This window comes from Nocardioides sp. BE266 (genome assembly GCF_031457855.1).
Classification (GTDB): Bacteria; Actinomycetota; Actinomycetes; order Propionibacteriales; family Nocardioidaceae; genus Nocardioides.
On record NZ_JAURTI010000011.1, the window covers coordinates 93402 to 117094 of the forward strand.

General features: G+C 72.1%; 21 protein-coding genes, 3 tRNA genes and 1 pseudogene. 8 read left to right on the forward strand and 17 right to left on the reverse strand.

The genetic code is table 11. From position 1 onward, the window contains the following. Window positions 1–45 precede the first annotated feature (45 nt). From rplA to J2X46_RS22920, 5 genes are all read right to left on the reverse strand, one after another. On the reverse strand, window positions 46–768 hold the full coding sequence (rplA, locus tag J2X46_RS22900) for a 50S ribosomal protein L1 (RefSeq protein WP_310254698.1): 723 nt from the start codon (window positions 766–768) through the stop codon (window positions 46–48). A 63-nt stretch (window positions 769–831) separates the two neighbouring features. Further along, window positions 832–1260, reverse strand: a complete 429-nt coding sequence (gene rplK / locus J2X46_RS22905; RefSeq protein ID WP_310254700.1) for a 50S ribosomal protein L11 — start codon at window positions 1258–1260, stop codon at window positions 832–834. A gap of 103 nt (window positions 1261–1363) precedes the next feature. After that, window positions 1364–2212 (reverse strand): transcription termination/antitermination protein NusG, encoded by an 849-nt coding sequence (gene nusG, locus J2X46_RS22910; protein ID WP_310254702.1) that lies wholly within the window; start codon window positions 2210–2212, stop codon window positions 1364–1366. A 49-nt stretch (window positions 2213–2261) separates the two neighbouring features. Next, the gene (gene secE, locus J2X46_RS22915) at window positions 2262–2516 is read right to left on the reverse strand and encodes a preprotein translocase subunit SecE (protein ID WP_310254704.1); all 255 of its coding nucleotides are present in this window, start codon (window positions 2514–2516) and stop codon (window positions 2262–2264) included. A 44-nt stretch (window positions 2517–2560) separates the two neighbouring features. Then, window positions 2561–2633 (reverse strand) — tRNA-Trp (locus J2X46_RS22920). A gap of 129 nt (window positions 2634–2762) precedes the next feature. Here J2X46_RS22920 and J2X46_RS22925 point away from each other — a divergent pair. Then, entirely contained in the window at window positions 2763–3812 is a 1050-nt protein-coding gene (locus tag J2X46_RS22925; protein WP_310254706.1) for an adenosine deaminase, read from the forward strand. A 67-nt stretch (window positions 3813–3879) separates the two neighbouring features. On the opposite strand, the gene J2X46_RS22930 is transcribed toward J2X46_RS22925, so the two are convergent. The 7 genes from J2X46_RS22930 to J2X46_RS22960 form a co-directional block, all read right to left on the reverse strand. After that, window positions 3880–4932, reverse strand: a complete 1053-nt coding sequence (locus J2X46_RS22930; protein WP_310254708.1) for a UDP-N-acetylmuramate dehydrogenase — start codon at window positions 4930–4932, stop codon at window positions 3880–3882. Further along, complete coding sequence (locus J2X46_RS22935; RefSeq protein WP_310254710.1) at window positions 4925–5326, reverse strand: MaoC/PaaZ C-terminal domain-containing protein; 402 nt, start codon at window positions 5324–5326, stop codon at window positions 4925–4927. The genes J2X46_RS22930 and J2X46_RS22935 overlap by 8 nt, the downstream gene beginning before the upstream one ends. After that, the gene (locus J2X46_RS22940) at window positions 5323–5721 is read right to left on the reverse strand and encodes a MaoC family dehydratase N-terminal domain-containing protein (RefSeq protein ID WP_310254712.1); all 399 of its coding nucleotides are present in this window, start codon (window positions 5719–5721) and stop codon (window positions 5323–5325) included. The genes J2X46_RS22935 and J2X46_RS22940 overlap by 4 nt, the downstream gene beginning before the upstream one ends. A gap of 68 nt (window positions 5722–5789) precedes the next feature. Then, window positions 5790–5960: a 50S ribosomal protein L33 gene (gene rpmG / locus J2X46_RS22945; RefSeq protein ID WP_090969093.1), complete on the reverse strand. Its 171-nt coding sequence runs from the start codon at window positions 5958–5960 to the stop codon at window positions 5790–5792. 39 nt (window positions 5961–5999) lie between these two features. Continuing rightward, window positions 6000–6076, reverse strand: a tRNA-Met gene (locus J2X46_RS22950). Between the two features lie 36 nt (window positions 6077–6112). After that, window positions 6113–6185 (reverse strand) — tRNA-Thr (locus tag J2X46_RS22955). An 83-nt stretch (window positions 6186–6268) separates the two neighbouring features. Next, window positions 6269–7675: an amidase gene (locus J2X46_RS22960; protein WP_310254715.1), complete on the reverse strand. Its 1407-nt coding sequence runs from the start codon at window positions 7673–7675 to the stop codon at window positions 6269–6271. An 86-nt stretch (window positions 7676–7761) separates the two neighbouring features. Between J2X46_RS22960 and J2X46_RS22965 the strand changes: the two genes are divergently transcribed. Next, window positions 7762–8493 (forward strand): class I SAM-dependent methyltransferase, encoded by a 732-nt coding sequence (locus tag J2X46_RS22965; protein ID WP_310254717.1) that lies wholly within the window; start codon window positions 7762–7764, stop codon window positions 8491–8493. 47 nt (window positions 8494–8540) lie between these two features. Here the strand turns inward: J2X46_RS22965 and J2X46_RS22970 are convergent, their stop codons facing one another. The 3 genes from J2X46_RS22970 to J2X46_RS22980 form a co-directional block, all read right to left on the reverse strand. Continuing rightward, the gene (locus J2X46_RS22970) at window positions 8541–9125 is read right to left on the reverse strand and encodes a DNA-3-methyladenine glycosylase I (RefSeq protein ID WP_310254719.1); all 585 of its coding nucleotides are present in this window, start codon (window positions 9123–9125) and stop codon (window positions 8541–8543) included. A gap of 4 nt (window positions 9126–9129) precedes the next feature. Then, window positions 9130–10047 (reverse strand): pirin family protein, encoded by a 918-nt coding sequence (locus J2X46_RS22975; protein ID WP_310254721.1) that lies wholly within the window; start codon window positions 10045–10047, stop codon window positions 9130–9132. Window positions 10048–10130: 83 nt separating this feature from the next. Next, complete coding sequence (locus tag J2X46_RS22980; RefSeq protein WP_310254723.1) at window positions 10131–12521, reverse strand: FdhF/YdeP family oxidoreductase; 2391 nt, start codon at window positions 12519–12521, stop codon at window positions 10131–10133. A 77-nt stretch (window positions 12522–12598) separates the two neighbouring features. On the opposite strand from J2X46_RS22980, the gene nemA reads away from it, so the two are divergent. From nemA to J2X46_RS22995, 3 genes are all read left to right on the forward strand, one after another. Next, the gene (gene nemA / locus J2X46_RS22985) at window positions 12599–13693 is read left to right on the forward strand and encodes an N-ethylmaleimide reductase (protein ID WP_310254725.1); all 1095 of its coding nucleotides are present in this window, start codon (window positions 12599–12601) and stop codon (window positions 13691–13693) included. A gap of 74 nt (window positions 13694–13767) precedes the next feature. Further along, window positions 13768–15657 (forward strand): ABC transporter ATP-binding protein, encoded by a 1890-nt coding sequence (locus J2X46_RS22990; protein WP_310254727.1) that lies wholly within the window; start codon window positions 13768–13770, stop codon window positions 15655–15657. Beyond that, window positions 15654–17570, forward strand: a complete 1917-nt coding sequence (locus J2X46_RS22995; protein WP_310254729.1) for an ABC transporter ATP-binding protein — start codon at window positions 15654–15656, stop codon at window positions 17568–17570. The genes J2X46_RS22990 and J2X46_RS22995 overlap by 4 nt, the downstream gene beginning before the upstream one ends. A 173-nt stretch (window positions 17571–17743) precedes the next feature. Here J2X46_RS22995 and J2X46_RS23000 read toward each other — a convergent pair whose 3' ends face one another. Beyond that, window positions 17744–18979 carry a homogentisate 1,2-dioxygenase domain-containing protein gene (locus J2X46_RS23000; RefSeq protein ID WP_310254731.1) on the reverse strand — a complete coding sequence of 412 codons (1236 nt, stop codon included), beginning with the start codon at window positions 18977–18979 and terminating at the stop codon, window positions 17744–17746. 65 nt (window positions 18980–19044) lie between these two features. Between J2X46_RS23000 and J2X46_RS23005 the strand changes: the two genes are divergently transcribed. The 3 genes from J2X46_RS23005 to J2X46_RS23015 are packed head-to-tail and all read left to right on the forward strand — an operon-like array spanning window position 19045 to window position 22310. Continuing rightward, window positions 19045–19869: a hypothetical protein gene (locus J2X46_RS23005; protein WP_310254733.1), complete on the forward strand. Its 825-nt coding sequence runs from the start codon at window positions 19045–19047 to the stop codon at window positions 19867–19869. Continuing rightward, on the forward strand, window positions 19866–21077 hold the full coding sequence (gene fahA, locus J2X46_RS23010; protein ID WP_310254735.1) for a fumarylacetoacetase: 1212 nt from the start codon (window positions 19866–19868) through the stop codon (window positions 21075–21077). Before J2X46_RS23005 ends, fahA begins: the two co-directional genes overlap by 4 nt. 51 nt (window positions 21078–21128) lie before the next feature. Next, the gene (locus J2X46_RS23015; protein ID WP_310254737.1) at window positions 21129–22310 is read left to right on the forward strand and encodes a glycosyltransferase; all 1182 of its coding nucleotides are present in this window, start codon (window positions 21129–21131) and stop codon (window positions 22308–22310) included. Between the two features lie 2 nt (window positions 22311–22312). Here J2X46_RS23015 and mptB read toward each other — a convergent pair. Next, a pseudogene (gene mptB / locus J2X46_RS23020) lies at window positions 22313–23656 on the reverse strand (polyprenol phosphomannose-dependent alpha 1,6 mannosyltransferase MptB); the annotation flags it as partial. Window positions 23657–23693 lie beyond the last annotated feature (37 nt).

A 23693-nucleotide genomic window follows, 5' to 3' on the forward strand; every position in this document is an offset into this window, starting at 1 on the left:
GCCACCCCGCGAGGGATGACCGGGCCGGTCGGCTGCTGCGGTGGATCAGGCCTGGACGGCCTCGTCCTCCACGGCGACGTTCTTGACGCGGTTGGGGTCGACCTGGATGCCGGGGCCCATCGTCGTCGAGACGGTGACCTTCTTGATGTAGCGGCCCTTGGAGCTGGCCGGCTTGAGACGCAGCACCTCCTCGAGGGCGGCGGCGTAGTTCTCCGCGAGCTGGACCTCGGAGAAGGACGCCTTGCCGATGATGAAGTGCAGGTTCGCGTGACGGTCCACGCGGAACTCGATCTTGCCGCCCTTGATGTCGGTGACGGCCTTCGCGACGTCGGGCGTCACGGTGCCGGTCTTCGGGTTGGGCATGAGCGAGCGAGGGCCGAGGACGCGACCGAGGCGGCCGACCTTGCCCATCATGTCGGGCGTGGCGACGACGGCGTCGAAGTCGAGCCAGCCGCCGGCGACCTTCTCGATCAGCTCGTCGCCACCGACGAACTCGGCGCCGGCCTCGCGGGCGGCGTCAGCCTTGTCGGCGTTGGCGAACACCAGGACACGGGCGGTCTTGCCGGTGCCGTGCGGGAGGTTGACGGTGCCGCGGACCATCTGGTCGGCCTTGCGCGGGTCGACACCCAGGCGCATGACGACGTCGACGGTCTCGTCGAACTTCTTCTTGGAGCCACCCTTGGCGATCTTGATGGCGGCCAGCGGGGCGTAGAGCTCGTCCTTGTCGAACGTCTCGGCGGCCGCGCGGTAGGTCTTGCTGCGCTGCATTGTCTTCTCGTTTCTGTGGTGCGAAGGATGTGGTTAGCGAGCCAGCGCGGCTCTCCCACGGATTCAGTCGGTCGTGACGCCCATCGAGCGCGCAGTGCCCTCGACGATCTTCATGGCCGCATCGATGTCGTTGGCGTTCAGGTCGGGCAGCTTGGTGGTCGCGATCTCGCGGATCTGGTCCTTGGTCAGCTTGCCGACCTTCTCCTTGTGCGGGACGCCCGAGCCCTTGGACAGGCCGGCGGCCTTCTTGATCAGCTCGGCGGCCGGAGGAGTCTTGGTGATGAAGTCGAAGGAGCGGTCTTCGTAGATGGTGATCTCGACGGGGATCACGTTGCCGCGCATGGACTCGGTCTGGGCGTTGTACGCCTTGCAGAAGTCCATGATGTTGACGCCGTGCGGGCCGAGCGCCGTGCCGACCGGCGGGGCCGGGGTGGCCGAACCGGCCTGCAGCTGCACCTTGACGAGCGCGGCGATCTTCTTCTTGGGAGGCATTGCCTTCTTCTTTCTCTCTTGTGGTCACGACGAGGACGGATGCCCTCTGCCACGGGTTGTTGCTACTTCATTGTCAGGCCGCAGATGCGGCCTGGCGAAATCGTCAGACCTTCTGGATCTGGCTGAACGACAGCTCGACCGGGGTCTCACGGCCGAAGATCTCGACGAGGGCCTTGACGCGCTGGGACTCGGCGTTGATCTCGGTGATCGTCGCGTGGAGCGTGGCGAACGGGCCGTCGACCACCATGACGGAGTCGGAGACCTCGAAGTCGGCGACCTCGACGGGCTTGCGCGGGGTGGTGGCGGAGCCCTTCTCGCCGGACGCGGCGGCCTCGGCCTCGGCGACGGCCACGACGGCCGGCGCGAGCATGTCCTCGACCTCGCTCATGCTCAGCGGCACGGGCTGGTGGCTGTGGCCCACGAAGCCGGTGACCGACGGCGTGTGGCGCACGGCGGACCAGGACTCGTCGGTGAGGTCCATGCGGACCAGGACGTAGCCGGGGAGGACGGTGCGCGTGACCATCTTGCGCTGGCCGTTCTTGATCTCCGCGACCTCCTCGGTGGGGACCACGATCTCGTGGATGTAGTCCTCCATGTTGAGGGAGATGATGCGGTTCTCGAGGTTGTGCTTGACCCGCTTCTCCATGCCGGAGTAGGTGTGCACGACGAACCAGTCGCCCGGCTTCGCCCACAGCTCGCGGCGGAAGGCCTCGAGCGGGTCGTTGTCCTCGGCGGGCTCGTCAGCGGCGTCGGCGTCGGTCTCCTCGACCTCGGCAGCCTCGTCGTCCTCGTCAGCCTCGTCGACGACCTCGGTGTCCGCGGCGTCGTCCTCGGTGACGTCCTGGTCAGCCTCGTCGGCCTCGTCGACGGTCAGGTCGGCGTCCTCGGGGGTCGCCTCGTCGACGGTCTCGACCTGGTCCTCGACCTGGTCCACGTCATTGCTGTCCGACACGTCTCACTCCGTACTGGTTGCTGGGGGGCGGGGATTCACTGCCCCGGTGTCACTGGGTGTTGCTGCCGGTGAAGAGCTCGAAGACCAGCTTTCCGAAAGCCAGGTCGAGCACCGAGACCAGCGCCATCACCACGGTGACGAAGACCAGCACCACGAAGAAGTAGGTGATCAGCTGCTGCTGGGTGGGCCACACCACCTTGCGGAGCTCGGCGACCACCTGGCGCAGGAACGTGACGGGGCTGGTGCGCCCACGGTCGTCTCCGCGCGAGTCGCGCCGATCCTGAACCGCGTTGCCGTCGGCCACGTTGCTTCACCTTCTCGTCCGGGTTGCTGTGCAGTGTTTCCTCGCAGGGCACGAGGGACTTGAACCCCCAACCTTCGGTTTTGGAGACCGATGCTCTGCCAGTTGAGCTAGTGCCCTCCGGTGGCCTGCGCCCGTCGCTGCGGGCATGCCGAAGCATCTGGCGAAACCACCAATCGGGAAGCATACGGGGCCGATCCAGCCGAGTCGAACCGAGGGATCCCACGGGGTCCCACCTACGATGCCCGCATGGGGACTCCGGTCGTTGGCGGCGACCACCGGCGCGACGTGTCGCAGCTTCCGAAGGCCCATCTCCACCTGCACTTCACCGGCTCGATGCGCCACGCCACGCTCCTCGAGCTCGCCGAGCGCGACCACATCGTGCTGCCCGACTCGCTGGTCGAGGACTGGCCGCCGCAGCTCAGCGCGGCCGACGAGAAGGGCTGGTTCCGCTTCCAGCGCCTCTACGACGTGGCGCGCTCGGTGCTGCGCACGCCCGACGACGTACGACGCCTGGTGCTGGAAGCCGCCGAGGACGACGTACGGGACGGCGGGCGCTGGCTGGAGATCCAGGTCGACCCGAGTGGCTACGCCGCGCGCTTCGGCGGGATCACGGCGTTCACCGACCTGGTGCTGGACTGCGTGCGCGACGCCTCGGAGCGCACCGGCCTCGGCATCGCGGTGGTCATCGCGGCCAACCGCACCCGCCACCCGCTCGACGCCCGCACCCTGGCCCGCCTCGCGGCGCAGTACGCCGACCGCGGGGTGATCGGCTTCGGGCTGTCCAACGACGAGCGGCGAGGTCGCACCGAGGACTTCGAGGGTGCGTTCCGGATCGCCGAGCGCGCCGGACTCCTGCTGGCTCCGCACGGCGGGGAGCTGCTCGGTCCCGACCACATCCGCACCTGCCTCGACCGGCTCGGCGCCCAGCGCCTCGGGCACGGCGTACGGAGTGCCGAGGACCCCGAGCTGCTCGACCGCATCGTGCAGGCCGGCGTCGCGCTCGAGGTGTGCCCGGTGTCCAACGTGGCGCTCGGGGTCTACTCCGACCTCACGTCGGTGCCGCTGCCCGACCTGCTGGCCGCGGGAGCGACGGTCGCGCTCGGCGCCGACGATCCGCTGCTCTTCGGTTCCCGCCTCGCCGGCCAGTACGCCACCATGCGGGCCGCGCACGACCTCGACGACGCCACCCTCGCGCGGCTGGCGACGATGTCGTTCGAGGCCTCCCAGGCCCCGCCGGACGTGCTCGAGGCCGCGCGCCGCGACATCGCCACCTGGCTCGCCCCCTCCGATATCTGAGGACGTGGTGAACGGATTCCGACCGGAGATCCGTCCACCACGTCCTCAGATATCGCGGGTCGGGCTGTCAGAGGGTGCAGCCGACGGTGACCGGCTCGTTCACCAGCCGGACGCCGTACGCCGCCTCGACGCCGTCGCGGACCTCGCGCGCGAGCGTCAGCAGCTCGTCGGTCGTGGCGCCGCCGCGGTTGGTGAGCGCCAGCGTGTGCTTGGTGGAGAGGCTGACCCGCTCCCCCGCGACCGCGCTGGTGTAGCCCTTGCCGAAGCCGGCGTGGTCGATCAGCCAGGCCGCGCTCGACTTCAGCGTGCCGTCGGGCTGCTCCCAGCGCGGGGCGTCGTCGGGCAGCGCGGCCGCCTGCTCCGGGGTGAGGAGCGGGTTGGTGAAGAACGACCCGGCGGACCACGTGTCGTGGTCGTCGTCGTCGAGCACCATGCCCTTGCCGCGGCGCAGCCCGAGCACCGCCTCGCGGACCTCGGCGAGCGGGGCTCGGCCGCCCTCGGCCACTCCGAGCGTGCGCGCCAGCTCGGCGTACGCGATCGGGGCGCCCAGCACCCCCTGGCGCAGCTGGAAGGTCACGTCGAGCACGACGTGGCGGGTGGGGTCGGCCTTGAAGCGGCTGGTGCGGTAGCCGAACTGGCAGTCGGCGGCCGCGAAGGTGCGCACGCCGTGCAGGACCCGGTCCCACACGCGCACCCGGGCGATCGTCTGGGAGACGTCCTGGCCGTAGGCGCCGACGTTCTGGATCGGGGTGGCACCGACCGAGCCGGGGATGCCGGAGAGCGCCTCGACGCCGATCCAGCCGCGGTCGACGGCCTCGGCGACGACGTCGTCCCAGGCCTCGCCGGCGGCGATGGTGACGGTCGCGCCCGAGCAGGAGGGATCGCCGGAGTCGTCGACGTCGGCCACGACGCCGCGGGTGGCCACCTCGACGACCGTGCCCGCGAACCCCTCGTCGGCGACGACGAGGTTGGAGCCGCCGCCGAGGACCAGCACCGGCTCGCCAGCACGGTCGGCCTCGCCGACCGCGGCGACGAGCTCGTCCTCCGTGGTCGCCCGGACCCACCGCTGCGCGGGACCGCCGAGCCGGAGCGAGGTGTGCGAGCTGAGCAGCTCAGCCACGCACGACCGCCTTGGGCATCCCGAGGACCTTCTGGCCCTCGCAGGTCACCTCGAGCACGAGCGTGACGAGCCCGTCGGCGACGGACTTCACGGTGCCGCCGACGACGACCTCCGCACCGCCCTCGGCAGGTACGACGACCGGGCTGGTGAACTTCGCACCGAGGTCGACGACCTCGGCCCCGTCGGTCCACTCCGCGACGGCCCGCCCGACGAGGGCGAGGGTGTACATGCCGTGCGCGATCACGCCGGGCAGGCCCACGCTGCGCGCGACGTCCTCGTCCTGGTGGATCGGGTTCTGGTCGCCGCTGGCGTCGGCATAGGCCACGAGGTCGGCGCGGGTGACCGTGAAGGTCTTGGGCTCGAGGACGTCTCCGCCCTGCAACGTGGTGGTCATGCCGCACCTCCGGAGGAGTGCACGAGGGTCGCCTTGCCGGTGCAGACGACCGCGCCGGACGCGTCGGTGATCTCGCTGGTGGTGGCGATGATGTCGGCCGCGCCGATCTGGCGCACGCCGGTGACGGTGAGCGTGGCGCTCAGCTCGTCGCCGGGCGCGAGCGGACGGACGTAGGCGAAGCGCTGCTCGCCGTGCACGATCCGGTGCAGGTCGATCTGCTCGGCGTCGAGGAACGCCTGCATGGCGTCGAAGGCGAGCACGATCGGGAAGGTCGGCGGGACGTCACCGCCGGGATGGCCGACGGCGGCGGCGAAGGCGCCGACCCGCTCGGGCGTGACGGTCAGGGGTGCCGGCGCGGGGAACTGGCGCCCCACCAGGGAGGGGTCGACGGGCATACGCACGACCCTAGAACACGACGACCCGTCCGAGGATCTCGGACGGGTCGGGGTGGAGCGGAGAAGCGTCAGCGGGTCTCGCGGTGAGCCGTGTGGTTGCGGCAGCGCGGGCAGAACTTCTTCAGCTCGATGCGGTCGGGGTCGTTGCGACGGTTCTTCTTGGTGATGTAGTTCCGCTCCTTGCACTCGGTGCACGCGAGCGTGATCTTGGGGCGAACGTCAGAGCTCTTGCTGGCCATCGGAGATCCTTGGGTTGCGGGTGGTGCGGTGTGGACTGGTGGTAGCGGGGGCGGGACTCGAACCCGCGACACCACGATTATGAGCCGTGTGCTCTAACCACCTGAGCTACCCCGCCGCGGAGGACGGACGCCCCGGAGGGAGACCGACCCAGAGCCCCTTTACGGAATCGAACCGTAGACCTTCTCCTTACCATGGAGACGCTCTGCCGACTGAGCTAAAGGGGCAACGACGGAGAACGATACACACGCTCCGGCACGGATGAGAAATCGGCTCGGACCGGCCGTCCGGACGGCCCCGGAAGCACCCGTCAGAGGTCCTGGATCCGGGGCCAGCCGACGGCCTCCTCGAGCTCGTAGGCCAGGCCCAGCAGGCGGCCCTCACGCCCGGCTCCGGCGCCCAGCATCATGCCGTGCGGCAGGCCTGCGGCGGTGGTGGCGAGGGGCAGCGAGATGGCGGGCTCGCCGGTCGCGTTCTGGAGCGGGGTGAAGGCCACCCAGTCCATCAGCCGGCCCATGATCTCGTCGTAGTCCTGGTCGGGGCGCAGGTGGCCGACCCGAGGCGTCTCGGTGGCCAGCGTCGGCGTCAGCGTGACGTCGTACTGCGCGCGGTGGCGGGCGGCCATCTTCGCCGACCTCCGCAGCACCGCGATCGAGAACGGCTGCTTGTGGAGGTTGCGGGCGGCGTGGCGCGCGAGTCCGAGGGTGAGGTTGTCGAGCTTCGCCGGGTCCCACGACGGGCCGAAGTCCTTCTTGCCCCGCCGCACGATGACCAGCGCGAGCATCGACCAGAACCGCACGAAGTGGTCGGGGAAGCCCGGCGGGACCGGGTTGTCGATCTCCTCGACCTGGTGGCCCAGCGACTCGAGGACCGCGGCGGTCTTCAGGGTCAGCTCGCGGACCTCCGGGCTGGAGTCGCGACCGATTCCCTGGGTGACGACCGCGACCTTCAGGCGGGCGCGGCTGGGACGGGTGATGTCGCCGATCGGTGCGAGCACCGGGTTGCGCCACACCTTCTCGGCCTCGCGGTAGAACGCCGCGGTGTCGCGGACGCTGCGGGTCAGCACGCCGTCGGAGACGATCCGCACCGGCATCTCGCGCATCATCTTGTCCTGCGCGAGGCGTCCCCGCGTGGGCTTGAGCCCGACGAGGCCGTTCACCGCGGCCGGGATCCGGATGGAGCCGCCACCGTCGTTGGCGTGCGCGATCGGCACCGCTCCGGCGGCGACCAACGCGGCGGAGCCGGCCGACGAGGCTCCGGCGTAGTGGTCGGGGTCCCACGGCGAGCGCACCGCACCGAGGCGGACGTGGTCGGCCGCCCCGGAGAAGCCGAACTCGGAGAGCTGGGTCTTGCCGAGCGGGACCAGGCCGGTCGCGAGGTACATCCGGGCGAAGTCCCCGTCGGCCTTCGCAGGCGCGGCCGTGAACGCGTCGGCGCCGTGCTGGGTGGGCATCCCGGCGACGTCGACGTTGTCCTTGACGAACGTCGGGACCCCGGCGAACCAGCCGCCGCGCGGGTGGCGGGCCTCCGCGCGAGCGCGTTCGTAGGCGGCGTACGCCACCGCGCCGAGCACGGCGTCGACCTGCTGGGTGCGGGCGATGGCGGCCTCGACGACCTCGGGGACGGAGAAGGTCCCCGCGCGGAGGCCCTCGACGATCCCGGTCGCGTCGAGGTCGGTCAGGGCGTCGTCGGCGGAGAAGGCGTGCACGCGCGTCATGGACGGGCAGCCTACGGACTGGCGGGCCGCGGCGGCAGGGGTGAAATCGGTGGTCCTCGGGCACCGGGCTGGGGCAGCGTGGCGCCATGAGCAGCAGCGACTACTGGGACGCCGAGACCGCGGCGTCGTACGACGAGAGCTCGGCGTTCATGTTCGAGCCCGAGGTGCTCGACCCTGCGATCGACCTCCTGGCCGAGCTCGCCGGCGACGGCGCCGCCCTCGAGCTCGCCATCGGCACGGGCCGGGTCGCGATCCCGCTGGCCGACCGGGGCGTCCCGGTCTCGGGCATCGAGCTGTCGCAGCCGATGGTCGACGAGCTGCGCCGCAAGCGGGCCGACATCCCGGTGACGGTGGGCGACATGGCCACCACGCGGGTCGACGGCGAGTTCAGCCTGGTCTACGTCGTGTGGAACAGCATCGGCAACGTCCGCACGCAGGCCGAGCAGGTGGCGACGTTCCGCAACGCCGCCGCCCACCTCGCCCCCGGCGGCCGCTTCGTGGTCGAGCTCTGGGTGCCGGGCATCCGCCGCTTCCCGCCGGGCCAGGCCGCGGTGCCGTTCCACGTCGGGCGCCGGCACGTCGGGTTCGACACCTACGACATGACCACACAGCAGGGCACGTCCCACCACTACCGGCGCCACGACGACGGCACGGTGACCTACGGCGAGAGCAACTTCCGCTACATCTGGCCGGCCGAGTGCGACCTGATGGCGCAGCTCGCAGGGATGGAGCTCGAGCGACGCGTCGCGGACTGGCACGGGGCGCCGTTCACCAACGACAGCGAGAGCCACGTCTCGCTCTGGCGCAAGCCCGCCTGATCCCGGACGTCATGCGGAGGGGGCGAGGTCACCCCGTCCGGATGACGTCAGCCGGCGACGCCGCGGCGGTGGCAGCCCTCGAGGTGGTCGTCGACGAGGCCGACGGCCTCCATGAGGGCGTACATCGTGGTGGGTCCGACGTGGGCGAACCCGGCCTTCTTGAGCGCCTTGGACATCGCGACCGACTCGGGTGAGGTGGTGGGCACGTCGCCCGTGGTGACCGGGGCCGGCCCGGGCTCGGGCCGGAAGGACCAGAGGAACTCCTCGAGCCCGCCCTGGTCGCGGAGCGCGACGGTGGCGCGGGCGTTGGCGATCGCGGCCTCGACCTTGCGCAGGTTGCGCACGATGCCGGCGTCGGCCATCAGCCGCTCCACGTCGGCCGGGCCGTAGGCGGCGACGACGTCGGCGTCGAAGTCCGCGAAGGCGGCGCGGAAGGCGGGCCGCTTGTTGAGGATCGTGAGCCAGGACAGCCCCGACTGGAAGGCCTCGAGGGTCAGCCGCTCGAGGTGCGCGGACTCTCCGGAGACGCGCAGGCCCCACTCGGTGTCGTGGTAGGCGAGGTTGACCGGGTCGCCGGCGCCCCACGGGCAGCGGGCGACGCCGTCGTCGCCGACGATCGCGGGAGTCCCCACCCGGTCAGTGCCTGAGCTTCAGCCGGACGTTGGGCATCTCGGGCGCCGGGATGGAGTCCATGTCGATGTCGACGACGCCGAAGCGGCCGTCGGCCTGCCGGCCGTCGACGATCTGCTGCTGCCACTCCTCGCGGAACCCGACGATCTCCTCGTGGGTGCGGCCGATGAAGTTCCACCACATGACGATCGGCTCGCCGAACGGCGGTCCGCCGAGCACCAGCAGCCGCGCCTCCTCGTGGGCGGTCACGGTGAGGGTGGTGTTCCCCGGCGGGACGTAGGCGAGGTCGCTGGGCTTCAGCTCGGTGCCCTCCACCTCGATGACGCCGACGTCGAGCATCAGGCCGTGCTCGAAGGTCTCGTCGACCTCGATCTCGAGGGTCTTGCCGGTCGCCAGCATCAGCTCGGCGCCGACGAGCGGGGTGTGGGTGGGCACCGGTGACGAGGCGCCGAGCAGGTCGCCGAGGAAGACGCGGGCCTCCCAGCCGGGGCCGCGGACCGGCTTCGGGGCGAAGTGCTCGAAGCCGGGCTCGGTGTCGCGGCTCCCCTCCGGCAGGGCGATCCAGAGCTGGGCGCCGTGCAGGACCGCCGTGTCGGGCGTGGAGACCTCGGAGTGGCTGATGCCGTGGCCCGCGGTCATCAGGTTCAGCTCCCCCGGCCGCACGATCGCCTGGTTGCCGGCCGAGTCGCGGTGCTCGATCTCGCCCTCGAAGAGCCAGCTCGCCGTCTGCAGGCCGGTGTGCGGGTGCGGCGCGACGACCATGCCGCCCGTGGAGTCGACCTCGTCGGGCCCGTAGTGGTCGACGAAGCACCAGGCGCCGATCAGGGACCGGTGCCGTTGCGGGAGCGTGCGTCGCACGCGCATGGCCCGCGGACCGCCCAGCGGGACCTCGCGCGAGGTGAGCACGTCGATGTGCGCCGTCATCGGTCGCCACGGTACCCGGCTCGCGCAATCCGCGGGGGCGAGTCGCGAAGACCCGCGACTTTGGTCGGAGGATCCCGGCCGGGTCAGCTCAGGTGGTGCGGTTCGTCGACGCGGTGGGAGCCGGTGGACTGGCCCGCCGAGCCGTGTGACCCGCCGTCCGTCGCACCGCCCCGACCCTCGCGGTCGAGCCGCACCACGACCGACTTGTAGACCGGCGTGTTGCTCTTCTCGGCCGTCGAGCCGAGCGGGACGAGGGCGTTGGCCTCGGGGTAGTAGGCCGCCACGCAGCCGCGGGGCTGGTCGTAGGGGACGACGCGGAAGGACGGCGCGGTGCGCTCGACGCCGTCGCGCCACTCGCTGACCAGGTCGACCACGTCGCCCTCCGCGAAGCCGAGCTCGCGCAGGTCGTCGGGGTTGACGAAGACGACGCGACGACCGCCCGAGACTCCGCGGTAGCGGTCGTCGAGGCCGTAGATCGTGGTGTTGAACTGGTCGTGCGACCGCATCGTCTGCAGCAGGAAGCGACCCTTCGGGACCTCCAGCACCTCGAGCGGCGTCGTGGTGAGGACGGCACGACCGCTGGGTGTGTCGAACACGCGGTTGTCGCGGGGCGGGTGCGGCAGCACGAACCCACCGGGCTCGTCCACCTTCTCGTCGTACGACGCGCAGCCGGGGACCACGCGCGCGATCCGGCGGCGGATCTCGGTGTAGTCGTCGCGGAACGCGGCCCACGGGACGGGAGAGTCGTCCAGCGTGGCCAGGGCGAGGGAGCAGATGATGTCGACCTCGGACCGCACGTGCTCCGACGGCGGGTCGAGCGGACCCTGCGAGGCGTGCACGGCCGACATCGAGTCCTCGACGGTCACCCGCTGCGGGCGGCCCCCGGTCAGGTCCTTCTCGCTGCGACCCAGCGGAGGGAGGATCAGCGCCTCGCCGCCATGCACGACGTGGGAGCGGTTGAGCTTGGTGGACACGTGCACGGTGAGCGCGGCGTTGCGCATCGCCGCCTCCGTGGCCTCGGTGTCGGGGGCGGCTCCCACGAAGTTGCCGCCCATCGCGAAGAACACCCGGGTCTTGCCGTCGCGCAGCGCCTCGATGGAGGCGACGGTGTCCAGGCCGTGCTCGCGCGGCGGCTCGAAGCCGAACTCGTCGCGCACCTTGTCGAGGAAGTGGTCGGGCACCCGCTCCCAGATGCCCATGGTGCGGTCGCCCTGCACGTTGGAGTGGCCGCGCACCGGGCACACGCCGGCTCCCGGCTTGCCGATGTTGCCCTGGAGGAGGGCGACGTTGACGATCTCCTTGATGGTGCCGACCGCGTTGTGGTGCTGGGTGATGCCCATCGCCCAGCAGGTGATCGTGGCGGGCGACTCGGCGATCATCCGGGCCGCTTCGGTGATCTGGGCGCGGGTGAGGCCCGTCGAGGCCTCGACCTTGATCCAGTCGAGGTCGGCCACGTGGTCGACGTACGCGTCGAAGCCGGTCGTGTACTGGTCGAGGAAGTCGTGGTCGAGCGCGTCCCACTCGACGAGCAGCGACCCGACCGCCTGGAAGAACGCGAGGTCGCCGTTGAGCCGGATCGGCAGGTGCAGGTCGGCCAGCGCCGTCCCGACCGTGAGGCCCTTGGCGTTCTGCGGGTTCTTGAACCGGACCAGCCCCGCCTCCTGGAGCGGGTTGATCGCGATGATCTTCGCGCCGCGGGACTTCGCCTCCTCCAGCGCCGAGAGCATGCGCGGGTGGTTGGTGCCGGGGTTCTGCCCGACGACCAGGAGCAGCTTGGCCTGGTGGATGTCCTCGAGGGTGACCGAGCCCTTGCCGATGCCGATGGTCTCCACGAGTGCCGACCCGGAGGACTCGTGGCACATGTTGGAGCAGTCGGGCAGGTTGTTGGTGCCGAGGCTGCGGGCGAAGAGCTGGTAGACGAAGGCGGCCTCGTTGGAGGTCTTGCCGGAGGTGTAGAAGGTCGCCTGGTCGGGGTGGTCGAGGCCGCGCAGGTGACCGGCGATCGTGGCGAACGCGTCGTCCCACGATATCGGGGTGTAGTGGGTGGCGCCCGGTCGCAGCACCATCGGCTCGGTGAGGCGGCCCTGCTTGCCGAGCCAGAACTCGGTACGTCCGGCGAGGTCCTGCACCGAGTGGACCGCGAAGAACTCGCGGTCCAGGAGCTGGCGGGTCGCCTCCTCGGCCACGGCTTTCGCACCGTTCTCGCAGAACTCCGCGACGTGGCGGTGGCCGGCGTCAGGGTCGGGCCAGGCGCAGCCCTGGCAGTCGAAGCCGTCGACCTGGTTGAGCCGCGTCAGGGTCGAGGCTGCGCGTCGTACGCCCATCTGGCCCACGGCGCGCCTCATCGCGACGGCGACGGCCGTGGCGCCGGCGGCCGCGTGGGCCGTCGACTCGACCTCGATGTCGGCCTCGTCGATGTCGTGCTCCGGCACACCGCGGAGCCGGTCGGTCACCTTCTTCGTCAGCCGGGTCACGCTCCCATCCTGCCGCACGGTGTGACACACGCAACCACCCGGAATAGCGGGGCTGGTCAGGCTGGTTGGTGCCTCTCGTGCCTTCTCTCTTCGAGCCCCTGACCCTCGGTGCCGTGCGCACCGACAACCGCGTCCTGATGGCGCCGCTGACCCGGATGCGCGCGACCGTCCCCGGCGACGTGCCCAACGAGCTGATGCGCGACTACTACGTGCAGCGGGCGAGCGCCGGGCTGCTGATCTCCGAGGGCACGCAGGTGAGCCCCGAGGGCAAGGGCTACATGGACACCCCGGGCATCTACAGCGACGAGCAGGTCGCCGGGTGGCGCACGATCACCGACGCGGTCCACGAGGCCGGCGGCCTGATCGCCGCGCAGCTGTGGCACGTCGGCCGGGTCTCGCACGAGTCCTTCCACGACGGCGCGCTGCCGGTGTCGGCGAGCGCCCTCCCCTACCGCAACCGCACCACCGTGCGCGGCGAGGACGGCCGTCCCACGCGCGTGAACTGCCCGACGCCGCGCGCGCTCGAGCTCGCGGAGGTCCCGCGCCTGCTCGAGGACTTCCGTCGCGCGACCGTCAACGCCCGCGAGGCCGGCTTCGACCTCGTCGAGATCCACGGCGCCCACGGCTACCTGCTCCACCAGTTCCTCGCCGCCGACAGCAACCAGCGCACGGACGAGTACGGCGGCTCGCTGGCCAACCGCGCCCGCCTGATGCTCGAGGTCACCGACGCCGTCATCGATGCCTGGTCCTCGGACCGGGTCGCGATCCGCATCTCCCCCATCGGCTCCTTCAACGGCACGACCGACCCGGAGGGCGCCGAGGCCGGGCTCCACGTCGCCGGCGAGCTGGCCCGACGCGACCTCGCGTTCCTCCACCTGTCCGAGCCCGACTGGGCCGGCGGCCCGGTGCTCGACGAGGACTACCGCCGCGCGCTGCGGGCGGCGCACCCCGGCCCGATCGTCGGCGCCGGCAACTACGACCTCGACAAGGCCGAGCGCCTGCAGCGGGCCGGGCTGATCGACGCGGCCGCCTTCGGCCGGTCGTTCATCGCCAACCCCGACCTGCCGCGCCGCCTCGAGGAGGGCCTGCCGCTCAACGCGCCGCAGCCCGAGACGTTCTACGGCGGCGCCGAGGCCGGCTACACCGACTACCCGGCGTACGGCGCGGCCTGAGCCTGCCGGCCCGGCCGGGCACCCGGTAATTGCCTCGTGCCCGGTCGGTGTCGCCACCTAGGCTCGACCCCGCCATGCAGGACTTCCCTCCCCGGTTCGCGACGTTCTTCTCCGGTTCGGACGACGCACCCACACCGGATCCCGACACCCGGTCGCCTGCGGCGTTCCTGCGGTGGATGCTCCGCCAGCAGTGGCGGGTCGTCGCGCTGTCGTCGCTCTCGTGCCTGCTGTGGCTGCTGCCGCTGACCTTCGGCCCCTACATCTTCGGCCGGGCCGTCGACGAGGGCATCCTCGGTGACTCGACGAGCGCCCTGCTGAAGTGGGCCGGCGCGATGCTCGCGGTGGTCTGCGTGGGCGGTGTCTTCGGCGTCGTGTTCCACACGCTGGTCGTCCGCACGTGGCTGATCGGCCTCTACGGCACGACCCAGATGGTCACCCGGAAGGTCGCGCAGATGGGGCACGTGCTGCCGCGCCGCTCGCCGACCGGCGAGGTGCTCAGCGTCTCCTCGAGCGACTCCGACGAGTTCGGCGCGCTGACCGAGATCCTCGCCCGCTCCGCCGCGCAGCTGGTGTCCTACCTGACGGTGGCGGCCATCGTGCTGTCGATGTCGTGGCAGCTCGGTGTGCTGGTGCTGGTGGCCGCCCCGGTCCTGCTCGGCGCCGCGCTGCCCCTGCTGCGGCCGCTGCACCGGCGCCAGGAGGTCGAGCGCAGCCGCAACTCCGAGCTGACCTCGATGGCCACCGACATCGTCGCCGGGCTGCGGATCCTGCGCGGCATCGGCGGCGAGGAGACCTTCGGCCGCAACTACGCCGAGCAGTCGCAGTCGGCCCGCAAGGCCGGCGTCTCCTCCGGGATCTGGCAGGCGGCGGTCGAGGCCGTCGGCGTGCTCTTCTCCGGCGTCTTCCTCGTCAGCCTGGTCTGGCTCGGCACCCGGCAGGTCGCCTCGGGCGACATCACCGTCGGCCAGCTGGTGAGCTTCCTGGGCTACGGCCTCTTCATGGTCGGACCGATCCGCACCTTCTTCGAGCTCGCCCAGAAGACGACCCGCGCGCTGGTGAGCGCGCGCAAGGCGATCGCGATCTTCGAGCAGCGGCCGCCGTGGCGCGACCCGGCCGAGCCGCAGCCGCTCGACGGCACCGCCGGGATCGTCGACGACCTCAGCGGCTTCGAGGCGCACCCGGGCCTGCTGACCGTCGTGGTCAGCGCGGTGCCCGAGCAGAGCGCGGCGCTCGCCGACCGGCTCGGCCGCTACCTGCCGCCCGACACCGACCCCGTGGGCGAGGACGACGGCGCCGGTCTCAAGGGCCGCACGGCGCGCCGTGCCCGCGCCGACCGGGAGCGTCGCCGGGCCCGCATCGCCGCCCGCGACGAGGAGGCCGCCACCCGTGCGTGGGGCGTCCGGCTGGGAGGTGTCGACCTGTCCGCCGCCAGCCTGGTCGACGTACGACGTCAGGTGCTGGTGAGCGACACCGGCAGCGGCCTGTTCGCCGGCACCCTCCAGGACGCCATCGACCCGCACGGCCGGCTGACCCGCGAGCAGGCCGAGGAGGCGCTGCGCGTCGCCAACGCCGAGGACGTGTACGACGCGCTGCCGGAGGGCTGGCAGGGCCAGCTCGACGAGCGCGGCCGCGGGCTCTCCGGCGGGCAGCGACAGCGCGTCGTGCTGGCACGCGCGCTCGCGGTCGAGGCGCCGATCCTGGTGCTCGTCGAGCCGACCTCCGCCGTCGACGCCCACACCGAGGCGCGGATCGCCGAGCGCGTCAGCGACCTGCGCCGCGGTCGTACGACCGTGGTCTGCACCGTCTCGCCGCTCTGGCTCCACCACGCCGACCGGGTCGTGCTGCTCGAGGACGGTGTGGTGGTCGCCGACGGCGAGCACGCCGACCTGCTGCGCGACAACGACACCTACCGCGGCGTCGTGGCCCGCTCGCTCGACGACGAGGTCGAGGGGGCGTCGCGATGACCGACCTGCTCGCCACCTCGGCCGAGACCTGGCGCGACCGCACGCTCGACCCGCCGGTGATCCCGCCCGAGCTGGTGCCGCCCACCGACGCGACGCCGCTCGAGCGCAACGCGGCGCTCTGGGCGCGCCACGACCTGCGCCGCCAGCGCGCCGAGGCGGTCTACGACGCCTCGCGCAACCCAGAGCGCGGCTGGCCGGTGTCGGGCAACCGCGCGGTCCTCGCCTTCTTCCGCGACCTGCTCACCAGCCGCCGCGGCATGTTCACCGCGCTGGTCGTGCTCAACGCGCTCGCCGCCGCCACCGGTCTGGTGGTGCCGCGCCTGCTCGGCGAGCTGGTCAACACCACCGTCGAGGGCACCGGCCGGTCGCTCGACCAGCTCGCGCTCGTGATCGTCGGCGTCGTGCTGCTCCAGGCGGCGTTCACGTTCGTCGCCCAGCGCACGTCGACGCTGTTCGGCCAGGACCTGCTCTCGACCGCGCGCGAGTACATCGTCCGCACCATCCTCCGGCTGCCGCTCGGCGCGGTGGAGGGCGCGAGCACCGGCGACCTCGTCACCCGGGTGACCCGCGACGTCGGCACGATGAGCCGCTCGGTCCAGTACGGCCTGCCGATGGCGATCATCTCGCTGCTGACCGTGGCGCTGTCGATCGGCGCGATGCTGCTCAACTCCGTCGTCCTCGCGGTGCCGGCGCTGCTCACCTTCGCCACCTCGTCGTGGGCGGTGCGCAGCTATCTCCGGCGCGCGCCCAAGGGCTACATCACCGAGGGAGCGACGTACTCCCGCATCAACACGACCCTCACCGAGACCGTCGAGGGCGCCCGCACCGTCGAGGCGCTCGGCCTCTCCAGGGCTCGCGTGCGGGCCGGCGACGACGACATCGAGGTGTCGGCGCAGGCCGAGCGCTACGGCATGACGCTGCGCAACATCCTCTTCACCGCGCTCAACTTCGCCTTCCAGACACCGCGGGTGGTCACCCTCCTCGTCGGCGCCTACGCCTACACCCAGGGCTGGGTCGACCTCGGCCAGATCACCGCCGCGGTGCTGTACGTCGAGGCGCTGGGCGACCCGCTCGACCGCCTGATCGGCGAGGTCGACCGACTCCAGGTCGGCGCCGCGTCCACGAGCCGCCTGCTCGGCATCGCCGAGGTGCAGCCCGATCGCGTCGCCGGAGACCGGCTGCCGGAGGGCGTCGACCTGGTGGGCGAGGACCTGCGCTTCGCCTACCGCGAGGGCCACGACGTGCTGCACGGCGTCGACCTGCGCCTCGGGGTCGGCGAACGCCTGGCGATCGTCGGCCCCAGCGGGTCAGGCAAGTCGACGCTCGGCCGCTTGCTCTCGGGCATCAACCGCCCGCGCACCGGCTCCGCGACGATCGGCGGCGTCGACCTCGTCGACCTGCCGCTCGAGGTGCTGCGCACCGAGGTCGCCCTCGTGACCCAGGAGCACCACGTCTTCATCGGGTCGGTGCGCGACAACATCGTCCTCGCGCGCGAGGACTCCGACGACGACGCCGTACGCGCTGCGCTGCGGGCAGTGGGCTCGCTGATGTGGGTGGAGCGGCTGCCCCAGGGGCTCGACACCGTGATCGGGTCCGGGCGCTTCGCCCTGACGCCCGCGCAGGCGCAGCAGGTCGCGCTGGCGCGGCTGATCATCGCCGACCCGCACACGCTGGTGCTCGACGAGGCGACCTCGCTGATCGACCCCCGCACCGCACGTACGCTCGAGGGCTCGATGAACAACCTCCTCGAGGGCCGCACGGTCGTGGCCATCGCCCACCGACTCCACACCGCCCACGACGCCGACCGGATCGCGGTGGTCATCGACGGCCGCATCGTCGAGCTCGGCAGCCACCATGAGCTGCTCGAGCGCGAGGGGGAGTACGCCGCCCTCTGGCGCGCGTGGACCTCCTGAGGCCCGGTCCGCAGCAGCGGTGGTCCACCCACATTCCTGCGCCGTCGAATGTGGGTCAGCCACCGCCCCCGGCGTGTCGGCGTACGACCCGCGGGCCGGCGGTGGTCCACCTCCACTTCCGCGCGTGGAAATGTAGGTGGACCACCGCTCGGGTGGCCGCCAGCTGCGGGGTTCTAGGAGTTGCTGAAGACCGCGGGACCGCCGTCGTCGCCGCCGGCGTCGGGGCCGCGGCCTGCCCAGGTCCACGCGTAGGCCGGGTCCTCGACGGCGAGGCCGCCCTCGCCGAGCTCGAGCGGGGCGAAGGTGTCGACCATGACCGCCGACTCATCGAAGTAGTCCACGCCGAGGCTGGCCTCGATGGCGCTGGGCTGCGGGCCGTGGGCGTGGCCGCCGGGGTGCAGGCTGATCGAGCCGAGGTTGATGCCCGATCCCTTGCGCGCCTCGTAGTCGCCGCCGACGTAGAACATGACCTCGTCGGAGTCGACGTTGGAGTGGTAGTAGGGCACCGGGATGGCGAGGTCGTGGTAGTCGACCTTGCGGGGCAGGAAGTTGCAGATCACGAAGTTCCAGCCCTCGAAGACCTGGTGCACCGGCGGCGGCTGGTGGACCTTGCCGGTGATCGGCATGTAGTCCTCGATGTTGAACGTGTAGGGGTAGAGGCACCCGTCCCAGCCGACGACGTCGAAGGGGTGTGTGGCGTAGGTCAGGCGGGTGCCCACGATGCCGGCGCTGGTGCGGTGCTTGACCAGCACCTCGACGTCGGTGAGGTCTCGACTCCGCTCGACCAGCGCGTCGAGGTCGGCGGGACCGACGAGGTCGCGCTCGCAGTAGGGCGCGTGCTCGAGGAACTGCCCGAAGCGCGAGAGGTAGCGCTTGGGCGGGTGGATGTGGGAGTTGGCCTCGACGGCGTAGAGCCGCGACGGCTCGGCGGGCACCCAGCGGTGGTCGGTCGCGCGCGGCACGATGACGTAGTCGCCGGCGCGGTAGGCGACGGTGCCGAAGACCGTCTCGACGGTGCCGCTGCCGGTCTCGACGTAGACGCACTCGTCGCCGATGGCGTTGCGGTAGAGCGGCGACGGGTCGGTGCCGGTGACGACGTACGCGATGCGGACGTCGTTGTTGCCGAGCACCATCCGGCGGCCCTCGACCGGGCAGGCGCCGGTCTCGAGGTCGTGCAGCTTCAGGTGGCGGGGCTTGAGCGGGTGGTTGGGCGTGCGCGACTGGTCGGGCAGGTCCCAGACCTGGCTGTCGGTGATCGCGCTCGGCACGCCGCGGTGGTAGAGCAGGGACGAGTCGGACGAGAAGCCCTCCTCGCCCATCAGCTCCTCGCGGAACAGGTGGCCGTCGTCGTCGCGCAGCTGGGTGTGGCGCTGCCGGGGCAGCCGGCCGAGTGCACGGTAGTGGGCCATCGGTCCGCTCCAATCGTCCGATCATCGGACGCTTGCGTCCGCTATCTGGTGGCTAGAGTAGCGACGTGGCTCCCTCACCTCCACCCCCTCTTCCGGACGCCTGGCGCGGGCTGATCGACGACGCCGCGATCTTCCCGCCCGGTGACGCACCGATCCACGACGCGACCGCGGCCTACGGCGCGCGCGGCAGCGAGTGGTACGCCGACCTCGTCGGCAGCTTCGTGCTCCGCGACACCGACCTGCCGCTGGTGCGCGGCTTCGGCGCACCGCTGTCGGTCGTCGTGACCGGTGGCGCTGGCCAGGTCGAGGGGCCGGTGGGCCTCGCCGCAAAGCTCGGGATGCAGGTGGCCGCGCTCGAGATCGCCGTGCGCGACGTGGACGACCCGGTCGGCAACGTCCGCCGGATCGACGCGGCGGCGCGGGCGGCCGACGTCGACGTCCCGGTGTTCATCGAGCTCCCCGGCCCGGCCACCGCGGCCTGGCTGGCCGCGGCCGACGAGGTCGCCGCCTGCGACCACCGGCTCAAGCTGCGGCTCGGCAACGTCGACCACGACCTGATCCCCGACGCCGGCAACGTCGTCGCCTGGATCGACGCGGCGCTCGACCGGGAGGTCCGCTTCAAGGCCACGGCCGGCCTGCACCGCGCCGTACGCCACGAGCCGGAGGGCGGCGGCGCCCACGGCTTCCTCAACGTCCTCGCCGCCACCGCGGCGCTGTGGGACGGCGGCTCGGCGGCCGACGCGACCGACCTCCTCGACGAGCGCGACGGCGCGGCCCTCACCGGCGTCGATGTGGCCACGGCCCGTCGCTGGTTCACCTCCTTCGGCTCGTGCTCGGTGACCGAGCCGCTCGACGACCTGCTCGCCCTCTCACTCCTGGAGAAGCCATGACCGTCACCACCTGGGTCGAGGGAGCCGCAGGCTCCGGCTTCGACGTCGACCACCTCCCGTACGGCGTCTTCGCGCGCTCTGGCGAGCACCCGAGGGTCGCGGTCCGCATCGGCGACTACGTGCTCGACCTGAGCATCGTCGCGGCGGCCGACATGGTCGACACCCACGCGCTCTACGACCAGCCGACGCTCAACCCGTTCATGGCCGCCGGTCCGGCGGTCTGGGAGTCGACCCGGGCCTGGATCACCGGCCTGCTGACCGACGAGACCGAGCGCGACCTCGTCGAGCCGGCACTCTCCCCGGTCGACTCGGTGCGGATGCTGATGCCGTTCGCGGTGGGCGACTACGTCGACTTCTACGCCTCCGAGCACCACGCCTCCAACGTCGGGCGGATGTTCCGCCCCGACCAGGAGCCGCTGCTGCCGAACTGGAAGAACCTGCCCGTCGGCTACCACGGCCGCTCGGGCACCGTCGTGGTGTCGGGCACGGACGTCGTACGCCCCAGCGGGCAGCGCAAGGCGCCGACCGACGACGCCCCCACCTACGGCCCGTCGCAGCGGCTCGACATCGAGGCCGAGCTGGGCTTCGTCGTCGGGGTGCCGTCGCCGATGGGCGACCGGGTCGCGACCGCCGACTTCGCACGGCACACCTTCGGCGTCGTCGGCCTCAACGACTGGTCGGCGCGCGACATCCAGGCCTGGGAGTACGTCCCGCTCGGCCCGTTCCTCGGCAAGTCGTTCGCCACCTCGATCAGCGCGTGGGTGACCCCGATGGCCGCGCTCGCCGCAGCGTGGACCGACCTGCCCGGGCAGGACCCCGAGGTCCTCGACTACCTCCGGGTCGACGGACCGGCCGGGCTCGACATCGAGGTCGAGGTGGTGCTCGACGGCGAGGTCGTCGCGCGCCCGCCCTACCGGACGATGTACTGGTCGCCGGCCCAGATGCTCGCGCACACCACCGTCAACGGCGCCAGTCTGCGCACCGGCGACCTGTGGGCGTCGGGCACGATCTCCGGCCCCGAGCCCGCCCAGCGCGGGTCGCTCCTCGAGCTCAGCTGGGGCGGCAAGGAGCCGTTCACGGCCGGCGGGCGCGAGCGCACCTTCCTCGAGGACGGCGACGAGGTGGTGCTGCGCTACACCGCGCCCGGCACCGGCGGTGGCCGGATCTCCCTCGGCGAGGTCGCGGGTCGCATCCTCCCGGCCCACTGACGGCCGACGAGTCGTCGGACTCCGTTCACCTCGCTGCGCGAGCGTGCGCCCATGCGCATCGCCCAGCTGGCCAACTTCGTCGGACCTGCGTCGGGGGGCATGCGCACCGCGCTGCGCGCCCTCGGCGAGGGCTACGTGTCGGCCGGGTGCCGTCGCCTGCTCGTCGTACCGGGTCCCGAGGACGCCCGCACCTCCACGCCGCTCGGTGACGTCGTCCAGCTCCGCGCTCCCCGGGTCGGCGGTGGCTACCGGCTGATCGTCGAGCCGTGGCGGGTCACCGAGGTGCTCGAGCAGTGGGAGCCGACCTCGATCGAGCTGAGCGACAAGCTGACCCTGCTGCCGGTCGCCCGATGGGCCCGTCGCAGCGGCGTCGGCGCGGTGCTCCTCTCCCACGAGCGGCTCGGCGACATGCTCGCCCTGCGCACCGGTCTCGACGCCACCAGCAAGGTCTCGATCGGCCTGCTCAACCGGCTGCTCGTGCGCAGCGTCGACACGGTCGTCGTCACCTCCGACTACGCCCGCGACGAGTTCCAGGACGTCGCCGACGCCGCCGGCTGCCGCGTGGAGCGAGTCCCGCTCGGCGTCGACCTCGACACCTTCCGCCCGCACGCGCGCGGAACGGTCGACGAGCTGCGGCTGGTCCACGCGGGCCGGCTGTCGCGCGAGAAGAGCCCGCACCTGGCAGTGGCCACAGCGGTCGAGCTGCACCGACGCGGCGTACCCCTGCGGATGGACGTGTACGGCGTCGGACCGCACCGTGACGAGCTCGTCGAGATCGCCGGGGACGCACCGGTCCGCTTCCGTGGGTATGTCGACTCCCCCGCGCGCCTGAGCCGGGCGCTGGCCCACGCCGACGTCGCCCTCAGCGTGTGCCCGGGCGAGACCTTCGGCCTGGCCGTCCTCGAGGCGCTCGCCTCCGGCACGCCGGTGGTGACCGCCGACCGCGGCGGCGCCCGAGAGCTGGTCGACGAGACCTCAGGGGCATGGGGTGCGCCCGACCCCTCCGCGCTGGCGGACGCGGTGCTCGAGGTGACGTCGCGTCCCGAGGCGGTGCGCCGGGCATCGGCGCGGCGACGGGCCGAGCTCTACCCCTGGTCGACGACCGTGGGCTCGATGCTCGAGGTCCACTCGTCGGTGGCGATGCCGGCCAGCCGCTCGCGGGCACGTCGGGTGATCAGCAGCAACGCAGCGGCAGCGGCCACGACGAGGGACCCGATCACGATCGCCAGGTAGGCGCCGTGGAGCGAGGAGTCCATCGGGGCGACGAGGCCGCCGACGAGGGAGAGCGCGACGAGTGCCGCCATCGCTCCGCGGCCGAGGCGCAGCACGGCGACGAACGGCACCACCCACAGGAAGTACCAGAGGTGCACGACCGGGCTGAGCGCGATCGTCGCCGCCATCACCACGGCGAGGGCGCGCACCGACTCGCGGCGGTCGCCGGTCGGCAGCCGGAGCAGCACCCAGCCGACGACGGCGACGATGCCGACCTGGGCCAGCAGCCGGACCAGGTCGAGGAACGTCTCGTCGGGCGTGCCCGTGCCGAGGAACTGCGAGACGAGGTCGAGCCAGCCGCCGACGAGGGTGGGCAGCGACAGCGGGGTGTTCACGGTGCCGGGCACCGCGAGGGCGCCGAGCCAGCCGATGCCGAGGCCCCACACCACGCCCGGCAGGACGAGCGCCGCCACGGAGACCGCCGCGACGCGGATCGCGTGGCGCAGGCGCAGGGCGACCGAGGCCGCGGCAGGCAGGGTCACCAGCACGACGGCGACGCAGGCCAGTCCGCCAGGGAGCTTCACGCCGGCGGCCAGGCCGCCGAGGACCGCTCCGGAGACCCAGCCGTGCTCGCGTGCCACCACCAGCGCCGCGGCCATCAGCCCGACCATCAGCAGGTCGTTGTGCAGGCCGGCCACGCCGTTGGAGATCATCAGCGGCGAGGCGAGCACGAGGCACGAGGCGAGGGCGGGGTTGGCGCCGCACCAGCGGGCCAGCCGCGGCACCGCCCACGCCAGCAGGGCGAGCCCGACGAGCGCGATCAGCCGGTGGGCGACGACGAGCAGCCACGGGTCGGCCGTGAGTCCGGCCGCGACGTCGCCGCCGATCAGCGGGACCGGGCCGTAGGGCGCCGGCGTCGCCATCCAGCGCGCGTCCACGCCCTCGACGATCGGGCCGGGGATGGAGCGTGGGCCGACCAGGCTCCAGGGGCCGTACTCGTAGGGCGAGATCCCGCGGTGGGCCAGCGTGCCCTGGGCGGCGTACGACCAGCCGTCCCGGGAGAAGAGCGGGGGCGCGAGGAGCAGCGGCAGCGACCAGGTGACGGTGGCGACGCGGACCCGGGTGAGGAGCGCGGGCTGTCCCTCGACGTTCGCACGGCTGCAGGCGCGGCACAGGTGCAGCCACGCCGAGGCGAGCATGCCGAGGCCGACCAGCACGACGACCAGTCCGGCCATCCGTCCGACGGCCGATCCGCGTAGCAGCTGGAGGAGGTCGACGTCCGCGACCGCGGCGCTCGGCGGGATGGTCGCCACGACCAGTCCTCCGAGCAGGACGAGCACGCTTCCGACGAGTCCCCGGGCCACCACGCTGCGGACGGTAGGCGCCGCTCCCGACCGCGGCCCG